General features: G+C 58.0%; 15 protein-coding genes, 1 tRNA gene and 1 pseudogene. 15 read left to right on the forward strand and 2 right to left on the reverse strand.

Annotated elements, in window-relative coordinates:
- A pseudogene (gene tuf, locus G6K99_RS06465) lies at positions 1-187 on the forward strand (elongation factor Tu); the annotation flags it as partial.
- Between the two features lie 108 nt (positions 188-295).
- Here the strand turns inward: tuf and G6K99_RS06470 are convergent.
- A complete protein-coding gene (locus G6K99_RS06470; RefSeq protein ID WP_174196064.1) occupies positions 296-1,600 on the reverse strand; it encodes a capsule biosynthesis protein in 1,305 nt (434 codons plus the stop codon).
- Positions 1,601-1,809: 209 nt separating this feature from the next.
- Here G6K99_RS06470 and G6K99_RS06475 point away from each other — a divergent pair, with 209 nt between their 5' ends.
- The 10 genes from G6K99_RS06475 (at position 1,810) to rpoC (ending at position 15,697) form a co-directional block, all read left to right on the forward strand.
- A complete protein-coding gene (locus tag G6K99_RS06475) occupies positions 1,810-3,204 on the forward strand; it encodes a capsule biosynthesis protein (RefSeq protein WP_174196065.1) in 1,395 nt (464 codons plus the stop codon).
- Positions 3,205-3,312: 108 nt separating this feature from the next.
- Positions 3,313-3,388: transfer RNA gene (locus G6K99_RS06480), tRNA-Trp, on the forward strand.
- A gap of 195 nt (positions 3,389-3,583) precedes the next feature.
- Positions 3,584-3,784 (forward strand): preprotein translocase subunit SecE, encoded by a 201-nt coding sequence (gene secE / locus G6K99_RS06485; protein WP_174196066.1) that lies wholly within the window; start codon positions 3,584-3,586, stop codon positions 3,782-3,784.
- Positions 3,785-3,799: 15 nt separating this feature from the next.
- Positions 3,800-4,330 carry a transcription termination/antitermination protein NusG gene (nusG, locus tag G6K99_RS06490; protein WP_062453169.1) on the forward strand — a complete coding sequence of 177 codons (531 nt, stop codon included), beginning with the start codon at positions 3,800-3,802 and terminating at the stop codon, positions 4,328-4,330.
- A gap of 174 nt (positions 4,331-4,504) precedes the next feature.
- A complete protein-coding gene (gene rplK, locus G6K99_RS06495) occupies positions 4,505-4,936 on the forward strand; it encodes a 50S ribosomal protein L11 (RefSeq protein ID WP_062453168.1) in 432 nt (143 codons plus the stop codon).
- Position 4,937: 1 nt separating this feature from the next.
- The gene (gene rplA / locus G6K99_RS06500; RefSeq protein WP_062453167.1) at positions 4,938-5,636 is read left to right on the forward strand and encodes a 50S ribosomal protein L1; all 699 of its coding nucleotides are present in this window, start codon (positions 4,938-4,940) and stop codon (positions 5,634-5,636) included.
- A 337-nt stretch (positions 5,637-5,973) separates the two neighbouring features.
- The gene (gene rplJ, locus G6K99_RS06505; RefSeq protein ID WP_062453166.1) at positions 5,974-6,492 is read left to right on the forward strand and encodes a 50S ribosomal protein L10; all 519 of its coding nucleotides are present in this window, start codon (positions 5,974-5,976) and stop codon (positions 6,490-6,492) included.
- Positions 6,493-6,547: 55 nt separating this feature from the next.
- On the forward strand, positions 6,548-6,922 hold the full coding sequence (rplL, locus tag G6K99_RS06510) for a 50S ribosomal protein L7/L12 (RefSeq protein WP_062453165.1): 375 nt from the start codon (positions 6,548-6,550) through the stop codon (positions 6,920-6,922).
- Positions 6,923-7,169: 247 nt separating this feature from the next.
- Positions 7,170-11,300, forward strand: coding sequence for a DNA-directed RNA polymerase subunit beta (gene rpoB, locus G6K99_RS06515; RefSeq protein ID WP_062454716.1), 4,131 nt, complete (start codon positions 7,170-7,172; stop codon positions 11,298-11,300).
- 188 nt (positions 11,301-11,488) lie between these two features.
- Positions 11,489-15,697 carry a DNA-directed RNA polymerase subunit beta' gene (rpoC, locus tag G6K99_RS06520; protein WP_092665502.1) on the forward strand — a complete coding sequence of 1,403 codons (4,209 nt, stop codon included), beginning with the start codon at positions 11,489-11,491 and terminating at the stop codon, positions 15,695-15,697.
- 111 nt (positions 15,698-15,808) lie between these two features.
- On the opposite strand, the gene G6K99_RS06525 is transcribed toward rpoC, so the two are convergent.
- Complete coding sequence (locus G6K99_RS06525; RefSeq protein ID WP_062453163.1) at positions 15,809-16,102, reverse strand: hypothetical protein; 294 nt, start codon at positions 16,100-16,102, stop codon at positions 15,809-15,811.
- A 499-nt stretch (positions 16,103-16,601) separates the two neighbouring features.
- On the opposite strand from G6K99_RS06525, the gene rpsL reads away from it, so the two are divergent.
- From rpsL to G6K99_RS06545, 4 genes are all read left to right on the forward strand, one after another.
- A complete protein-coding gene (gene rpsL / locus G6K99_RS06530; RefSeq protein ID WP_042618537.1) occupies positions 16,602-16,973 on the forward strand; it encodes a 30S ribosomal protein S12 in 372 nt (123 codons plus the stop codon).
- An 81-nt stretch (positions 16,974-17,054) separates the two neighbouring features.
- A complete protein-coding gene (gene rpsG / locus G6K99_RS06535; protein WP_062580266.1) occupies positions 17,055-17,525 on the forward strand; it encodes a 30S ribosomal protein S7 in 471 nt (156 codons plus the stop codon).
- Positions 17,526-17,558: 33 nt separating this feature from the next.
- On the forward strand, positions 17,559-19,658 hold the full coding sequence (gene fusA, locus G6K99_RS06540; protein ID WP_174196067.1) for an elongation factor G: 2,100 nt from the start codon (positions 17,559-17,561) through the stop codon (positions 19,656-19,658).
- Positions 19,659-19,752: 94 nt separating this feature from the next.
- Positions 19,753-19,850, forward strand: a 98-nt coding sequence (locus G6K99_RS06545) for a GTP-binding protein (protein WP_141681087.1), incomplete at its 3' end; no start/stop codon positions are given.

Genomic DNA, 19,850 nt, shown 5'->3' on the forward strand with positions numbered 1-19,850 from the left:
CCGTACAACGGACGTGACCGGTATCGTTTCGCTTCCTGAAGGCACGGAAATGGTTATGCCAGGCGACAACGTCACCGTTGAAGTCGAGCTGATCGTTCCGATCGCGATGGAAGAAAAGCTGCGCTTCGCGATCCGCGAAGGCGGTCGTACCGTCGGCGCCGGCATCGTTGCCTCGATCATCGAGTAATCGATAGATCAACCACTTGAAAAAGGCCTCGCGGGAAACCGCGGGGCCTTTTTCGTTACAGCGTGTTGAAATCGGTCAGGAGACGTCCGCAGGAAGCGCGTACGCCGTTCAGCCAAAGAGTTCATTCATATAGCGGAACTGCGTGCTGCCGCCTGGCTTGGCCCAGCTCTTCGGCAGGCGTGGCGCAGGCTCCATCAGCCGTGCTGCAACATTCTCGGCGCCTGCTTCAATCGCGTCTCTCCCGATGAAACCACCGCGGACCTGCGTCGTCGCGGCAAGCGCCCGCTGGAAGGCGTCGAACAGTTCCATGTCCGGCCGTCCCGGATTCGTCCAGAACTCCGCGAGTAGCCCTTGGAACGTCAGCCCGGGGATGTCGTATACCGCAGCGCCCAGCGCAACTACCGGCTTTGCCATCGATAGCGCGGTCAGTCCGACGGTCGAGTTGACTGTGACGACGCCGGCCGCGCGGGTGATAAGGTCGTCGGTGTCGCCCCCATCCGCATAGAAGACACGGTCCGATATTCCGTGGCGGTTTGAGGCGGCCCGGATGCGCTCGGGCCAGCGCGACAGTCCATTGTCGATCGGATGGACCTTGAACAGCAGGCGGTCGTTACTGCCTGCGTGCTTTGCGAAAGAAGCAATCACCGAATCGACGATGGCGAAGAGGTCGCCGCCGGGGGCGTGACGGATGATCTGGTAATCCCCAGGAAGCTGCAATGGAAACAGGAAGACCCGAGGCAAGCGCACGCCATCCGCCGTCTGAATCGGGGTGAGGGCGGCTGTGGTCGCGAGATCGGCGTTCCGTCGCCGAGATTTCATCCTCAGCGCCTTCCAGATCCAGCCGGCATATTCCCTAACCGGATGCACGGGCCCATGGGTCCGGTAGTGGGGATGAACGAGCCATCCCAAGAGAACATTGGGAACGTGATAGACAAGATCGTAGAGCGCGTAGGTCAAGAAGCTGGAGCGGTAGCGTCCGACCCCGTCAATGGCCGGTGCGCTTTCCGCGATCATGCGGATACGCTCCGCATCCTGCGGGAAGCGAGAATGTGCCGACATGCCATCCGGCTCTATCGTCAGCCAGTCGGGCCGCAGATACCCGTGTTCGAGAATATGGACGTCAACGCCTCTGGCTGACGCAACGGCAGCCGCGCTGTGATGCGGCGCACGACCATCACCAAGCATGACGATATCGGTTACATTGTGATCGCTTATGTAGCGATCGAGATACACTGCCCAATGTTCAGGCTTTTCGCGAAACAGTTCGCTTTTGCGCGGCCACCAAAACGCCACATCACCTATGGATAGGTTGATCTTCGATACCTCCGCGCCTTTGTTTTCAATGGCTTCCGCGAGCTTCTTGAGAAACGGCGAGGCGGGTCCTTGAAGCAGCAGGAATCGGCGTTGATGCATGGCGACGTAACCTTGGGATATGCTTCGTGCGTAAAAGGCGCCATTGACGACGGTGGTGCCTTCGTGAAAGTACCGGAACTGTTTAACGGTAATTGTGTGAATTGGCATCCGTCTCACGTACGGGGAGCTGTGTATTACGTCGGGAGAACCCCGATCAGGCTAAACGACCCTCAATTTCATGATCCCGAATCAAGCGGTATTGGCTTCGAATGACAAAAGTCCTGTTTCTCCAAGGTCCACCGTCCGTGTTCTGGCGCGAGCTGGCAAACGCGTTCGAAGCGCAGGGGATCGGTACGAAGCGTGTGAACTTCTCGTTCGGAGACCAGGCCTACTGGCGCAAGTCCGGAGCGATCAACTATCGCGGAACGCTGAGGGCCTGGCCACGCTATCTGGCTGAACTCATCCGTCGCGAAGGCATCACCGACATTCTCTATTATGCCGACAGGCTGCCCTACCATCGCTTTGCCGGACGCGTTGCACGTCGGTTGGGCATTCAGTGTCATGCCGTCGAGTTCGGCTATCTTCGGCCGGACTGGATCACGCTCGAACGCAATGGCATGGGCCGCTTCTCGCACTTCCCCAACGATCCGAACGTGATTCGCAAGGTTGCCGAGCAGGTTCCCGAACCGGATCTCAAGGCGCGCTACGGCCACACGTTCGGACAGGAGGCGACAAACGAGGTCATCTATAATCTCCTGGCATATTTCGGCCGCCCGATGTTCCCGTTCTACCGCTCGGACAAGTACTACGATCCGCTGTTCGACTATCTGTCGTGGCTGCCGCGCATGTTCCGTTCGCGCCACGATCTGCCAGAGGGATTTTTCGACGGCGAAACCGGCAAGAATTACCTCCTGGCGCTGCAATTGCAGAGCGACTACCAGATCCGAGCAAACTCTCCTTATCGGCATCTCTCTCAGATGATCGATCAGGTCATCCACTCGTTCTCGAGACATGCTCCCGAAAGCGCGCGGTTGATCGTAAAGCAGCATCCGCTCGACAACGATCTCGAGGGCTGGCGCAAGATCGTGTCGAAGATTGCCGCCCGCTACCGCGTCTCGAACCGGGTCGTGTTTATCGAAAGAGGTGATCTCGGAGCGATCCTTCGCCATTCGCACGGGACGATCGTTGCCAACTCCACGACGGCGATGCACAGCCTGAGAGCCGGTCTTCCGACGATTGCGCTCGGTGCGGCAGTTTACGACATGCCCGGGTTGACCCATCAGGGCGGGATCGACTCGTTCTGGTCTAACCCCGAGCCGCTTGACGCGAACCTGCTGCGCGCCTTCATCAAGGCATTGGCCGGCACGGTACAGATCAAGGGCAATTTCTATCACGAAGAGGGCCGCGCGCTCGCGATCGAATCGATCATCACCCGCGTTCGCGACCGCACCGTCAACGAACCTGGTGCCTTCGTCGAAAAACCGCCGCGTCTGGCATGGCAACGGCTTCCGCTGCCAACAGAGAGGCGCGTGCCGGCGACCGGGACGGCGACGGGCGCCGTCGAGCTTTCAACGCGCGATCTTCTCCTGGGGAAGCCGGATCAAGTCTTGTCCCCGGTCTCGGCAAGAGATCTCGGCGACAACGTCGGCGGCAAATTCAGATAGCCTGGCAAAGTTCGAAAAACACTCTTGCCAAGTCCGGCGCAGCGTCTTAAAGGGAGCGCCTAGCCGGTGACGGAGAGGATCTTGATGGTCCGTCAGTCTTCGGTTTGAAGGGGTATAGCTCAGTTGGTAGAGCGGCGGTCTCCAAAACCGCAGGTCGTCGGTTCAAGCCCGGCTGCCCCTGCCAGCCTTCGCACAACACATAGCTTGCGACTGTAATTGATAGGCGCTGAGCGGTTGTTGTCCAAAGTTGGGAATTTCATGTAGGCACCTTTTTCCTCTTGTTTAACGGGAAATGGGTGTTTATGTAGGGAACAACAGACACGCGGTGCGTGGGGCTGAACGATATCGGCTTTACGTGCCGTAATTGCGTGGGCAATCGATGGCATCCAAAACCAATCCGGCAACGTTCTTCAAGCAGGTTCGTTCCGAAGCGTCTAAAATCACTTGGCCATCCCGCCGTGAAACCGCGATCTCGACGATCATGGTTCTGGTCATGGTCGTGGTTGCGGCGCTGTTTTTCTTCGCTGCGGACCAGCTTATTGGCTGGTTGCTCGGCTTCGTGCTGAACGTCAGCGTTTGATCCTGGAGTATTAAGATGGCGGCCCGCTGGTACATCGTCCACGCATATTCGAACTTTGAGAAAAAGGTCGCTGAGGACATCGAGAACAAGGCTCGCCAGAAGGGGCTTGAGCATTTGTTCGAACAGATCCTCGTTCCGACGGAAAAGGTTGTGGAAGTGCGTCGCGGCCGAAAGGTCGATAGCGAACGCAAGTTCTTTCCGGGCTACGTCATGGTTCGTGCGAATCTGACGGACGAAGCCTACCACCTGATCAAGAACACGCCGAAGGTTACCGGCTTCCTTGGTTCTGACAACAAGCCTGTTCCGATCCCTGACTCCGAAGCCGATCGTATCCTCGGTCAGGTTCAGGAAGGTGTCGAGCGGCCGAAGTCCTCGATCTCGTTCGAGGTTGGTGAACAGGTTCGTGTTTCCGATGGTCCGTTCGCGTCGTTCAACGGCGTTGTTCAGGATGTCGATGAAGAGCGTTCGCGCCTCAAGGTCGAAGTGTCGATCTTTGGCCGCGCCACTCCGGTGGAGCTCGAATACGCTCAGGTCGAGAAGGTCTGATTGTTTTTAAATATGGGCTGCCATTGAGTTGGCGGCCCTGTGCGGCGTTTGCCGTAACCCGCGTGGAAGGTGAGGGGTCTAGCCGGACCTCGGTAAGCCGCACCACGCAACCGCAGCCGCCGGTCAATCCGGCATTTCGGACCAAGATATCGGTCCATAACGAAAGGCAGAGAAATGGCTAAGAAAGTAGCAGGCCAGCTCAAGCTTCAGGTCAAGGCAGGATCGGCTAACCCGTCCCCGCCAATCGGCCCGGCGCTTGGTCAGCGTGGCATCAACATCATGGAATTCTGCAAGGCGTTCAATGCTGCCACGCAGGAAATGGAAAAGGGTATGCCGATCCCGGTCGTCATCACCTACTACCAGGACAAGTCCTTCACCTTCGCGATGAAGCAGCCGCCGGTTACTTACTGGCTGAAGAAGGAAGCGAAGATCACTTCCGGTTCCAAGACACCTGGCAAGGGTGGCAAGGCCGGTACCATCACCAAGGCTCAGGTCCGTGCGATCGCCGAAGGTAAGATGAAGGATCTCAACGCAGCCGACGTCGAAGGCGCAATGCTGATGGTTGAGGGCTCTGCCCGCTCCATGGGCCTGGAAGTGGTGGCTTAACATGGTAAAGCTCGCAAAGCGCATGAAGAAGATCCGCGAAGGCGTGGATCCGACAACGCTCATCGCTCTCACCGAAGCCATCTCGATGGTCAAGGAACGTGCGACGGCTAAGTTCGACGAAACCGTCGAAATCTCGATGAACCTCGGCGTTGACCCGCGTCACGCAGACCAGATGGTCCGCGGCGTTGTCAACCTGCCGAACGGCACCGGCCGTGACGTTCGCGTTGCTGTTTTCGCACGTGGCGCAAAGGCTGATGAAGCCAAGGCTGCTGGTGCAGACATTGTTGGCGCAGAAGACCTGCTGGAAATCGTTCAGGGCGGCAAGATCGACTTCGATCGTTGCATCGCAACTCCTGACATGATGCCGCTCGTCGGTCGTCTCGGTAAGGTTCTCGGCCCGCGTGGCATGATGCCGAACCCGAAGGTCGGTACTGTGACCATGGACGTTGCCGGAGCCGTCAAGGCTTCCAAGGGCGGCGCTGTCGAGTTCCGCGTCGAGAAGGCCGGTATCGTTCACGCCGGCATCGGCAAGGCTTCCTTCGATGCCAAGGCACTCGAAGAAAACATCCGTGCCTTCGCTGACGCCGTCATCAAGGCAAAGCCAGCTGGCGCCAAGGGCAACTACCTGAAGCGCGTCGCGATTTCGTCGACGATGGGCCCAGGCGTCAAGATCGAACCTTCGTCGGTCACAGCCGCTTAATGAATTGCCGGAGCCTTCGGGCTCCGGCTCAATGAATTCCCTCTTCCTTCGGGGAGTGGGAATTTCCGGAGAAATCCGGAATTCCTGTCCGAGATTGCAGGTGGTTTTCCCTTAATCACTTGGCCTGCATGAGACGGGTAAGAACGCAGATTTTCGGCGCTCCGGCGTTGTCAATTCGGTTCGAGCCTTGTGTGCCTTAAGCCTGAAGCCGTCTTGGCGACAGAGCGGGGGGACAGGATCCTCAACCGCCACGGACGGTCCGTTAAACGATCGTTCGAGGCAAAGGCAAACCCGGTAGGGCCTGCAGGATTGCGGTCCTATCAACTGGAGACAGACAGTGGAAAGAGCGGAAAAACGCGAATTCGTCACGGAGCTGAATGAAGTCTTCAAGGCTTCTGGTTCAGTTGTCGTGGCCCACTATGCTGGTGTCACAGTTGCGCAGATGAACGACTTCCGTTCAAAAATGCGTGCTGCTGGCGGCACCGTCAAAGTCGCGAAGAACCGCCTGGCCAAGATCGCTCTTCAGGGTACGGAAGCAGAAGGGATCTCCGATCTCTTCACCGGTCAGACACTCATTGCCTACAGCAATGACCCGATCACTGCTCCCAAAGTCGTCGTGGATTTCGCCAAGACTAACGACAAGATCGTTGTCCTCGGTGGAGCCATGGGAACAACCACGCTCAACGCTGAAGCAGTCAAGTCGCTTGCGACCCTGCCTTCGCTGGACGAGCTTCGTGGCAAGCTGCTGGGCCTCTTGAACGCCCCGGCTACCCGCATTGCAACGGTTGTATCCGCACCAGCAGCTCAGCTTGCTCGCGTGTTTGCGGCTTACTCAAAGAAGGACGAAGCCGCGTAAGGCGGTTTTTCGCTGTTCAAAACCAAGTTCGAACCGAATATAAGGAACTGATAAAATGGCTGATCTCGCAAAGATCGTTGAAGACCTGTCCGCCCTGACCGTTCTGGAAGCTGCTGAGCTTTCCAAGATGCTCGAAGAAAAGTGGGGCGTTTCGGCTGCTGCTCCTGTCGCAGCTGCTGCTGCTGGCGGCGGTGCTGCTGCTGTCGTTGAAGAAGAAAAGACCGAATTCGACGTTATCCTCGTTGAAGCCGGCGCTAACAAGATCAACGTCATCAAGGAAGTCCGCGCAATCACAGGTCTCGGCCTGAAGGAAGCTAAGGACCTCGTCGAAGGCGCTCCTAAGGCTGTCAAGGAAGCCGTTTCCAAGGCTGAAGCTGCAGACCTCAAGAAGAAGCTTGAAGACGCAGGCGCCAAGGTCGACGTCAAGTAATATCGGAATACGGTGGGGGAGATCAGTCTCCCCCACTTTCTTCCTCCGAAACTATTACCCAGGGATCGTGAAAACGGCCCCTGGGTAATGGGTTCTCAAGAGGATGGTCCTGAACCGAACCGAGAAGGCAATCCGGCCTTTCGCTTTCGGGAAGTAGGACGAGTTTGAGAATACCATGTTCGACGGGATCGACTGGCCAGCGAACCCCGTCCGTTGCAGGCCCGGATGCAATTTTGAAGGAGCGACGATGGCTCAGACCCTTTCATTTAACGGTCGCAGGCGCGTACGCAAGTTTTTTGGGAAAATCCCCGAAGTCACAGAAATGCCGAACCTTATCGAGGTTCAGAAGGCGTCTTACGATCAGTTTCTGATGGTTGAAGAGCCGAAGGGTGGTCGTCCGGACGAAGGTTTGAACTCCGTGTTCAGGTCTGTCTTCCCGATCAGCGATTTCTCCGGCGCTTCCATGCTCGAATTCGTGTCCTACGAATTCGAACCGCCTAAATTCGACGTTGAAGAATGCCGTCAGCGCGATCTGACCTACGCAGCGCCTCTCAAGGTGACGCTGCGTCTCATCGTGTTTGATATCGACGAGGATACGGGCGCGAAGTCCATCAAGGACATCAAGGAACAGTCCGTCTACATGGGCGACATGCCGCTCATGACCGACAACGGCACGTTCATCGTGAACGGTACCGAGCGCGTCATCGTGTCTCAGATGCACCGTTCGCCAGGCGTGTTCTTCGACCACGACAAGGGCAAGAGCCACTCTTCCGGCAAGCTGCTTTTCGCTGCTCGCGTCATTCCGTATCGCGGTTCCTGGCTCGACATCGAATTCGACGCCAAGGATATCGTCTACGCGCGTATCGACCGTCGCCGCAAGATCCCCGTCTCGTCGCTGCTGATGGCACTTGGCATGGACGGCGAAGAAATCCTGTCGACGTTCTATACGAAGTCCAACTATGTTCGCGACGGCGAAGGCTGGCGCATTCCGTTCAACGCCGAGACCCTCAAGGGTGCCAAGGCGCTGTCGGAAATGGTTGACGCCGACACCGGCGAAGTCGTTGTGGAATCCGGCAAGAAGCTGACCCCGCGTCTGCTTCGTTCGCTGACCGAGAAGGGCCTCAAGGCCATCAAGGCAACGAATGACGACCTCTACGGCAACTATCTGGCCGAAGACATCGTCAACTACTCGACGGGTGAGATCTATCTCGAAGCCGGCGACGAAATCGACGAGAAGACCCTCAAGGTCATCCTCGACCACGGATTCGACGAGATCCCGGTTCTCGGCATCGACCACATCAATGTTGGCGCCTACATCCGCAACACGCTGGCCGCAGACAAGAACGAGCATCGTCAGGATGCACTGTTCGACATCTACCGCGTCATGCGTCCGGGCGAGCCGCCGACGATGGACTCGGCCGAAGCCATGTTCAATTCGCTGTTCTTCGATTCGGAGCGTTACGATCTCTCCGCCGTCGGCCGCGTGAAGATGAACATGCGTCTCGACGTCGACGCTCCAGACACGATGCGCGTTCTGCGCAAGGACGATATCCTGGCCGTGGTCCGGATGCTCGTCGAACTGCGTGACGGCAAGGGCGAAATCGACGACATCGACAACCTCGGCAACCGCCGCGTTCGTTCCGTCGGCGAACTGATGGAAAATCAGTACCGTCTCGGTCTGCTCCGCATGGAGCGCGCCATCAAGGAACGCATGTCGTCGATCGAGATCGACACCGTCATGCCGCAGGACCTGATCAACGCGAAGCCGGCTGCTGCCGCGGTTCGTGAATTCTTCGGTTCCTCGCAGCTGTCGCAGTTCATGGACCAGGTGAACCCGCTTTCGGAAATCACCCACAAGCGTCGTCTTTCGGCACTTGGCCCGGGTGGTCTGACCCGGGAGCGCGCAGGCTTCGAAGTCCGCGACGTTCACCCGACCCACTACGGCCGTATTTGCCCGATCGAAACGCCGGAAGGCCCGAACATCGGTCTGATCAACTCGCTTGCAACCTTTGCCCGCGTCAACAAGTACGGCTTCATCGAAAGCCCGTACCGCAAGATCATCGATGGCAAGGTGACGAAGGACGTCGTCTATCTCTCCGCTATGGAAGAGGCGAAGTACTACGTTGCGCAGGCGAACTCGGAACTCACCTCCGAAGGCACCTTCGTTGAAGAGTTCGTGGTCTGCCGCCATTCCGGCGAAGTCATGCTGTCACCGCGCGACACCGTCAACCTGATGGACGTTTCGCCAAAGCAGCTCGTCTCCGTCGCAGCGGCTCTGATCCCGTTCCTCGAAAACGACGACGCCAACCGCGCCCTCATGGGGTCCAACATGCAGCGTCAGGCGGTTCCGCTGGTTCGCGCCGAAGCGCCGTTCGTCGGCACCGGCATGGAGCCTGTGGTTGCGCGTGACTCCGGCGCGGCTATTGCTGCCCGGCGTAGCGGTGTTGTGGACCAGGTGGATGCGACCCGTATCGTTATCCGTGCGACGGAAGATCTCGAATCCGGCAAGTCCGGCGTCGATATCTACCGCCTGCAGAAGTTCCAGCGCTCCAACCAGAATACCTGCGTCAACCAGCGTCCGCTGGTCGCCGTCGGCGACATTCTGAACAAGGGCGACATCATCGCTGACGGTCCTTCGACCGACCTCGGTGACCTGGCTCTCGGCCGCAACGCGCTCGTCGCGTTCATGCCTTGGAACGGCTACAACTACGAAGACTCGATCCTCATGTCCGAGCGCATCGTGTCTGACGACGTGTTCACCTCCATCCACATCGAGGAATTCGAAGTGATGGCGCGCGACACGAAGCTTGGTCCTGAAGAAATCACGCGCGACATTCCGAACGTATCGGAAGAAGCGCTGAAGAACCTCGACGAAGCCGGCATCGTCTATATCGGCGCCGAAGTTCAGCCGGGCGACATCCTCGTCGGCAAGATCACACCGAAGGGTGAAAGCCCGATGACGCCGGAAGAAAAGCTTCTGCGCGCCATCTTCGGTGAAAAGGCTTCCGACGTTCGCGACACGTCCATGCGTATGCCTCCGGGCACGTTCGGCACCGTCGTCGAAGTTCGCGTCTTCAACCGTCACGGCGTCGAAAAGGACGAACGTGCGATGGCGATCGAACGCGAGGAAATCGAACGCCTCGCCAAGGACCGCGACGACGAACAGGCGATTCTCGACCGTAACGTCTACGGCCGTCTGATCGAGATGCTCCGTGGTCAGGCGTCTGTCGCCGGTCCGAAGGGCTTCAAGAAGGGCGTCGAGCTCTCCAACGCCGTCGTCTCCGAATATCCCCGCTCCCAGTGGTGGATGTTCGCGGTCGAAGACGAAAAGGTCCAGGGCGAGATCGAAGCACTGCGTGGTCAGTACGACGAGTCGAAGTCGCTGCTCGAGCATCGCTTCATGGACAAGGTCGAAAAGGTCCAGCGCGGCGACGAAATGCCTCCGGGCGTCATGAAGATGGTCAAGGTCTTTGTCGCTGTGAAGCGCAAGATCCAGCCGGGCGACAAGATGGCCGGCCGTCACGGTAACAAGGGCGTTGTTTCGCGTATCGTGCCTGTCGAAGACATGCCGTTCCTCGAAGACGGTACCCACGTCGACATCTGCTTGAACCCGCTGGGCGTGCCTTCGCGCATGAACGTCGGTCAGATCCTCGAAACCCACCTTGCCTGGGCTTGCGCCGGCATGGGTAAGAAGATCGGCGAGCTACTCGACGAATACCGCAAGACCATGGACATCGGCGAGCTGAAGACAGTTCTGACCGACGTGTATGCCAGTGAGGCCAAGAACGAAGTCGTCGACTTCGACGATGACTCGCTGGTCAGACTTGCCGAACAGTCCCGCAAGGGCGTCTCCATCGCAACGCCGGTTTTCGACGGTGCGCATGAACCAGACGTTGCTTCGATGCTGAAGAAGGCCGGTCTGCACGAAAGCGGTCAGTCGACCCTGTACGACGGTCGTACCGGTGAAGCCTTCGACCGTCAGGTGACTGTCGGCTACATGTACATGATCAAGCTGAACCACCTTGTGGACGACAAGATCCACGCGCGTTCGATTGGTCCGTACTCGCTCGTCACCCAGCAGCCGCTCGGTGGTAAGGCTCAGTTCGGTGGTCAGCGCTTCGGGGAAATGGAAGTCTGGGCTCTGGAAGCTTACGGCGCCGCCTACACCCTGCAGGAAATGCTGACGGTGAAGTCGGACGACGTGGCAGGTCGTACCAAGGTCTACGAGGCGATCGTCCGAGGTGACGACACGTTCGAGGCGGGCATTCCGGAGAGCTTTAACGTTCTCGTCAAGGAAATGCGCTCGCTGGGTCTGTCGGTCGAACTGGAAAATTCCAAGCTCGATACGGCTGACGCACTGCCCGACGCGGCTGAATAAAATTTGACAAGGGGCGTGCGGGGGCAACCGCGCACGCCATTCCCTCCGCCGGTGGAGTTTGCATCGGGTGAGGGGAGTTTTGCCGCATTCTGCGGTTATTGTCATTTATGGATCGAGGATCGGCATCCCGGGAATTTGCCGGTACCGCGACCCGACTGAGGGCGTAACGCCCCATCAAGGAGACAGGCATGAACCAAGAGGTCATGAACCTTTTCAACCCGACAGTGCCCGCACAGCACTTCGATTCGATCCGGATCTCCATTGCGAGCCCGGAAAAGATCCTGTCGTGGTCCTACGGCGAGATCAAGAAGCCGGAAACGATCAACTATCGTACGTTCAAGCCTGAACGCGATGGTCTTTTCTGCGCGCGCATTTTCGGACCGATCAAGGACTACGAATGCCTGTGCGGCAAGTACAAGCGCATGAAGTACAAGGGCATCATCTGCGAAAAGTGCGGCGTTGAAGTCACGCTGTCGCGCGTTCGCCGTGAGCGCATGGGCCATATCGAGCTCGCTGCTCCTGTTGCCCACATCTGGTTCCTGAAGTCGCTGCCTTCGCGTATCTCGACACTGCTCGACATGACGCTGAAGGATGTCGAACGCGTTCTGTATTTCGAGAACTACATCGTCACTGAGCCTGGCCTGACGTCGCTGAAGGAAAATCAGCTTCTGTCGGAAGAGGAATACATGATCGCCATCGACGAGTTCGGTGAAGATCAGTTCACGGCGATGATCGGTGCTGAAGCCATCTACGAGATGCTGGCTTCGATGAACCTCGAAAAGATCGCCGGCGACCTTCGCACGGACCTTGCTGAGACCACTTCGGATCTCAAGCAGAAGAAGCTGATGAAGCGCCTGAAGATCGTCGAGAACTTCATGGAATCCGGCAACCGCCCGGAATGGATGATCATGAAGGTCGTTCCGGTCATCCCGCCGGATCTGCGCCCGCTGGTTCCGCTGGATGGCGGCCGTTTCGCGACGTCCGACCTTAACGATCTGTACCGCCGCGTCATCAACCGTAACAACCGTCTGAAGCGCTTGATCGAGCTGCGCGCTCCCGGCATCATCATCCGCAACGAAAAGCGCATGCTGCAGGAATCTGTGGACGCGCTGTTCGACAACGGTCGTCGTGGCCGCGTCATCACCGGCGCCAACAAGCGTCCGCTGAAGTCGCTGTCCGATATGCTCAAGGGCAAGCAGGGCCGCTTCCGCCAGAACCTTCTCGGCAAGCGCGTCGACTATTCCGGTCGTTCGGTCATCGTGACCGGTCCGGAACTGAAGCTGCACCAGTGCGGCCTGCCGAAGAAGATGGCGCTCGAACTGTTCAAGCCGTTCATCTACGCCCGTCTCGACGCCAAGGGTTACTCCTCGACCGTCAAGCAGGCGAAGAAGCTGGTTGAAAAGGAAAAGCCAGAAGTTTGGGATATCCTCGACGAGGTCATCCGCGAGCATCCGGTTCTTCTGAACCGCGCACCGACGCTTCACCGCCTGGGTATCCAGGCCTTCGAACCGATCCTGGTTGAAGGCAAGGCCATCCAGCTGCATCCGCTCGTCTGCACGGCCTTCAACGCCGACTTCGACGGTGACCAGATGGCTGTTCACGTGCCGCTCTCGCTGGAAGCCCAGCTTGAAGCCCGCGTGCTTATGATGTCGACGAACAACATTCTGCACCCGGCAAACGGCGCGCCGATCATCGTTCCTTCGCAGGACATGGTTCTCGGCCTGTACTATCTGTCGATCCTCAATCAGAACGAGCCGGGCGAAGGCATGGTCTTCTCGGACATGGGCGAACTGCACCATGCTCTGGAAAACAAGGTCGTCACCCTGCACGCCAAGATTCGCGGTCGTTTCAAGACGGTCGACGAGGACGGCAAGCCGGTTTCCAAGATCTATGAAACGACACCTGGTCGTATGATCATCGGCGAACTTCTGCCGAAGAACTTCAAGGTGCCGTACGAGACCTGCAACCAGGAAATGACCAAGAAGAACATCTCCAAGATGATCGACACGGTCTACCGTCACTGCGGTCAGAAGGACACGGTCATTTTCTGCGACCGTATCATGCAGCTCGGCTTCACCCACGCGTGCAAGGCTGGCATTTCGTTCGGTAAGGACGACATGATCATCCCGGACTCGAAGGTGAAGATCGTCGGCGATACCGAAGCCCTCGTGAAGGAATACGAACAGCAGTACAACGACGGCCTGATCACTCAGGGCGAGAAGTACAACAAGGTCGTAGACGCCTGGGGCAAGGCCACCGAGAAGGTCGCCGAAGACATGATGGCCCGCATTAAGGCTGTCGAATTCGACGCAGAGACCGGTCGCCAGAAGCCGATGAACGCGATCTACATGATGTCCCACTCCGGCGCCCGTGGTTCACCGAACCAGATGCGTCAGCTGGGCGGCATGCGCGGCCTGATGGCGAAGCCGTCGGGTGAAATCATCGAGACCCCGATCATCTCGAACTTCAAAGAAGGCCTGACCGTTAACGAGTACTTCAACTCGACCCACGGTGCCCGTAAGGGTCTCGCAGACACCGCCTTGAAGACGGCTAACTCCGGTTACCTGACGCGTCGTCTCGTCGACGTGGCCCAGGACTGCATCGTCAACATGGTCGATTGCGGCACCGAGAGCGGTCTCACCATGACCGCCATCGTTGACGCCGGTCAGGTCGTTGCGTCCATCGGTACCCGCGTTCTCGGTCGTACGGCCCTCGACGACATCGATCATCCGGTCACGGGTGAGCGCATCGTCGATGCTGGTCGCATGATCCTTGAGCCCGATGTCATCGAGATCGAAAAGGCCGGCATTCAGTCGATCCGTATCCGCTCTGCACTGACCTGCGAAGTTCAGACAGGCGTATGCTCGATCTGCTACGGCCGTGACCTTGCGCGCGGTACCCCGGTCAACATGGGTGAGGCTGTCGGCGTTATCGCTGCTCAGTCGATCGGTGAGCCGGGTACCCAGCTGACGATGCGTACGTTCCACTTGGGCGGTACGGCTAACGTGGTCGACTCGTCGTTCCTGGAAGCGTCCTATGAGGGCACGATCCAGATCAAGAACCGCAACATGCTGCGCAACTCGGAAAACGTTCTCGTCGCAATGGGCCGCAACATGTCGGTTACCATTCTCGACGAGCGTGGTGTCGAGCGTTCCTCGCAGCGCGTTGCCTACGGTTCGAAGCTGCATGTCGATGACGGCGACAAGGTTCGTCGTGGTCAGCGTCTTGCAGAGTGGGACCCCTACACACGCCCGATGATGACGGAAGTCGCCGGTACGGTGTTCTTCGAGGACATGGTCGACTCGATTTCGGTATCGGAATCGACCGACGAATCCACGGGTATCACCAAGCGTCAGGTTATTGACTGGCGTTCGACCCCGCGCGGTATCGATCTGAAGCCTGCAATCGTCATCAAGGACGCTTCGGGTGCGATCATGAAGCTGTCGCGTGGTGGTGACGCCCGCTTCAACCTCAACGTCGATGCCATCCTGTCCGTAGAACCGGGCAGCAAGGTATCGCAGGGCGATGTTCTGGCGCGTATCCCGATGGAAAGCGCCAAGACCAAGGACATCACCGGTGGTCTGCCGCGCGTTGCCGAACTGTTCGAAGCTCGTCGTCCGAAGGACCATGCCATTATCGCTGAGATAGATGGTACGATCCGCCTCGGCCGCGACTACAAGAACAAGCGTCGCGTCCAGATCGAGCCTGCCGAAGACGGTGTCGAAGCAGTCGAATACCTGATCCCGAAGGGCAAGCCCTTCCACCTTCAGGAAGGCGACTACATCGAAAAGGGCGACTACATCCTCGACGGCAATCCTGCGCCGCACGACATCCTGGCGATCAAGGGCGTGGAAGCACTCGCTTCCTACCTGGTCAACGAAATCCAGGAAGTCTACCGTCTGCAGGGCGTTGTTATCAACGACAAGCACATCGAAGTGATTGTTCGTCAGATGCTTCAGAAGGTCGAGATCACCGATAGCGGCGACAGCCAGTATATCGTCGGTGACAATGTCGACCGGATCGAGCTTGACGATGCCAATGACCGTCTCATCGAGGAAGGCAAGAAGCCTGCCTTTGGCGACCCGGTACTCCTCGGCATCACCAAGGCATCGCTGCAGACGCCGTCCTTCATCTCGGCTGCATCCTTCCAGGAAACCACCAAGGTTCTCACGGAAGCTGCAATCGCCGGCAAGACGGATACGCTGCAGGGTCTGAAGGAAAACGTCATCGTCGGCCGTCTCATCCCGGCTGGTACTGGCGGCACCATGACGCAGATCCGCCGCATCGCCACTTCGCGCGACGACCTCATCCTTGAGGAACGCAAGAAGGGCTCCGGCGCTGGCTCGGCTACACCGATGCTGCAGAACATGAACCCGGAAAAGACTCCGGCCGAATAAGGCTGCGAGGGTAGGGCGCCCGGAAACGGGCGCTCTCTTTTCAGGAACGCACGACAAAAAAAACGCCCGGAGCGATCCGGGCGTTTTTGTTTTGCTGTATTCAGACAATGGTCAGTCGAAGCGAATGATCGCGACTTCGCCCTCAAGCGCACCCTGATAGGCCGATGCATGCGGCTCTTCCGGCGGCTCGTCGGTCAGGACGCCGATCTGATCGAGGTCGGCCTCTAGGAAGCCTTCTTCGGTGAGCGCGTTCAACGCCTCCCTTACGGCGGAATCATCGTCGGGCGCGCGCAGGATGACATGCATCTCGATGCCTTCGCCGCCCTTGGTCTCGTAAGCCTTGCCGATGATGATGAAAATCATCGGGTCATCGAGCGTATTGTCGTTATCGGCGGGGTTTGCCATGTGCAATCTCCAGGTAAAGGGGCTGACGCTTCATTGTCATCAAGAGGCAAGAGCGAGGAATGTTCCGAAACCTCCTTTATTGCCATATTCAGTGATTCCCAAACGGAAATCCCAGGGTCGAACTTTAATGTTTTGGGGCGGCTTTTCAGGAGATCGAAAACCCCGGTAAACAAGGCTTTCCGCCATTATTTTCGGGCCAGCTCTTGACGCAGAAGGGTTAAGTCAGTAAACGCCGCGGCATCGGACACCATGTGAGACATGTGCGTCTGGAGAGTCTTTCTCCGGAGTTCGCCTCAAACAGGTTTCCAAAAAACGCACGTTGACTACAAGAATGCTGCACGCACGACGCGTTTTCAATGCGTCCTCTGCCTTATGTGGTCCATCCGGATACGGATCGGGCCACGTTTCGTGCATGAGGAGATGTGTGTGTCGCCGCCGGAAACGGCATCCGAATGGTCCCGAAAGGGGCTTGAAAGAAGATTTTGCAAGGGATGGGTATATGCCTACCGTAAACCAGCTGATCCGTAAGCCACGCCAGGCACAGGTAAAGCGCAACAAGGTTCCTGCTCTGCAGGAAAACCCGCAGAAGCGCGGCGTTTGCACCCGCGTTTATACGACGACCCCGAAGAAGCCTAACTCGGCTCTGCGTAAGGTTGCCAAGATTCGCCTCACCAATGGCTTCGAAGTCATCGGCTACATTCCGGGTGAAGGTCACAACCTGCAGGAACACTCTGTCGTCATGATCCGTGGCGGCCGCGTAAAGGACTTGCCAGGCGTTCGTTACCACGTCATCCGCGGCGTTCTCGACACCCAGGGCGTCAAGAACCGTAAGCAGCGCCGTTCGAAGTATGGTGCGAAGCGTCCGAAGTAATCCTTCGGATTTCCAATTTTCCGGCGCTGCGCGAGGTTCTCCGCGTGATAAAGCGTCTAAACCGTTTGAGAGACGAGTAATATGTCCCGACGCCATAGTGCAGAAAAGCGTGAGATCAATCCGGACCCGAAGTTCGGCGATTTGATCGTCACCAAGTTCATGAATGCCATCATGCTTCACGGCAAGAAGTCTGTCGCCGAAAGCATTGTCTACGGTGCGTTTGACTCCGTGCAGGGCAAGGCCAAGTCCGATCCGCTCGGCATCTTCCACACAGCCCTCGACAACGTCGCTCCGCACGTCGAAGTCCGTTCGCGTCGCGTTGGTGGTGCAACCTACCAGGTCCCGGTCGACGTTCGCCCGGAGCGCCGTCAGGCTCTCGCCATCCGCTGGCTGATTGCTGCTGCCCGCAAGCGTAACGAAACCACCATGATCGATCGCCTCTCGGGCGAACTCATGGATGCTTCGAACAACCGTGGCAGCGCCGTCAAGAAGCGTGAAGACACCCACAAGATGGCGGACGCAAACCGCGCATTCTCGCATTACCGTTGGTAATCTTCACCCGATCGAGTTTCGAAAGGCAGTCCTATGGCTCGCGAATATAAAATCGAAGACTACCGCAACTTTGGTATCATGGCGCATATCGACGCCGGCAAGACCACGACCACAGAGCGGATTCTTTACTACACGGGCAAGTCGCACAAGATCGGCGAAGTTCATGATGGCGCAGCCACCATGGACTGGATGGAGCAGGAGCAGGAGCGTGGGATCACCATCACCTCCGCTGCGACCACGACCTTCTGGAAGGGCCGTGACGGCAAGATGCGCCGCTTCAACATCATCGACACTCCCGGCCACGTCGACTTCACCATTGAAGTCGAACGTTCGCTGCGCGTGCTCGACGGTGCGATCGCTCTTCTCGACGCAAACGCCGGCGTAGAGCCGCAGACGGAAACCGTCTGGCGTCAGGCCGAGAAGTACCATGTCCCGCGGATGATCTTCTGCAACAAGATGGACAAGACCGGCGCTGACTTCTACCGCTCGGTAGAAATGATCAAAACCCGTCTCGGCGCCATCGCTGTTGTCATGCAGCTCCCGATCGGTGCAGAAACCGAGTTCAAGGGCGTCATCGATCTCATCGAGATGAATGCCCTGATCTGGCGCGACGAGTCGCTCGGCGCTGCCTGGGACGTCGTCGAGATTCCTGACGACATGAAGGAAAAGGCTGCCGAATACCGCGAGAAGATGATCGAACAGGTCGTCGATATCGATGAAGAAGCCATGGAAAACTACTTGAACGGCATCATGCCGGACAATGACAAGATCCGTGCGCTGGTTCGTCGTGGTACCATCGACGTCAAGTTCCATCCGATGTTCTGCGGCACGGCCTTCAAGAACAAGGGCGTTCAGCCTTTGCTCGACGCCGTTGTCGAATATCTGCCTTCGCCGCTCGACATCCCGTCCATCAACGGTATCGACGTCAAGACCGAAGCCGAAATCGCCCGTCATCCGTCGGATGAAGAGCCGCTTTCGATGCTTGCGTTCAAGATCATGAACGACCCCTTCGTTGGTTCGCTCACCTTCGCCCGTATCTATTCCGGCAAGCTCACCAAGGGCACGGCCGTCATGAACACGGTCAAGGAAAAGCGCGAGCGCGTCGGCCGCATGCTGCAGATGCACTCCAACTCCCGTGAAGACATCGAAGAAGCCTTTGCAGGCGACATCGTTGCTCTCGCAGGTCTCAAGGAAACCACGACCGGCGACACCCTGTGTGATCCGCTGCACCCGGTTATCCTCGAGCGCATGGAATTCCCTGAGCCGGTCATCCAGATCGCGATCGAACCGAAGACCAAGGGCGACCAGGAAAAGATGGGCCTCGCGCTCAACCGCCTGGCTGCTGAAGATCCTTCGTTCCGCGTCAAGACGGATGAAGAGTCTGGTCAGACGATCATCGCCGGCATGGGCGAACTGCATCTCGACATCCTCGTCGACCGCATGCGCCGTGAATTCAAGGTAGAAGCTACTGTCGGCGCGCCGCAGGTTGCCTACCGCGAAACCATCACACGCACGCACGAAGAAGATTACACGCACAAGAAGCAGTCCGGTGGTACCGGTCAGTTCGCGCGCGTCAAGATCGTCTTCGAACCGAACCCGGATGGCGACGAATTCAAGTTCGAATCCAAGATCGTTGGTGGTTCCATTCCGAAGGAATACATCCCCGGCGTTCAGAAGGGTATCGAAAGCGTTCTGTCTTCGGGTCCGCTCGCGGGCTTCCCGATGCTCGGCGTCAAGGCAACCCTGATGGATGGCGCCTTCCACGACGTCGACTCCTCGGTCCTCGCGTTCGAAATCGCATCGCGTGCTTGCTTCCGTGAAGCGGCAAAGAAGGCTGGCGCACAGCTTCTCGAGCCGATGATGAAGGTCGAAGTTGTGACCCCGGAAGATTACGTCGGTGACGTGATCGGCGACTTGAACTCCCGTCGTGGCCAGATCCAGGGCCAGGAACAGCGCGGCATCGCGATCGTTATCAACGCTCACGTGCCACTCGCGAACATGTTCAAGTACGTCGACAACCTGCGCTCCATGTCGCAGGGCCGTGCACAGTATTCGATGACCTTCGATCACTACGCACCGGTTCCGTCGAACGTCGCGACCGAAATCCAGGCTAAGTATTCCGGTCAGAAGTAATCGGAATACCGATCCAAAATACGCCTCGGCCTCGTGCCGGGGCGACAACAAGAATTGGAGCCCTTGAGGGCTCACGCAAAATGGAGAGCCGGAAATGGCAAAGAGCAAGTTTGAGCGCAATAAGCCTCACGTCAACATTGGCACGATCGGTCACGTCGACCACGGCAAGACGTCGCTGACTGCGGCGATCAC

This window comes from Neorhizobium sp. AL 9.2.2 (assembly GCF_013317225.1).
In the GTDB taxonomy this organism is placed as follows: domain Bacteria; phylum Pseudomonadota; class Alphaproteobacteria; order Rhizobiales; family Rhizobiaceae; genus Neorhizobium; species Neorhizobium soli.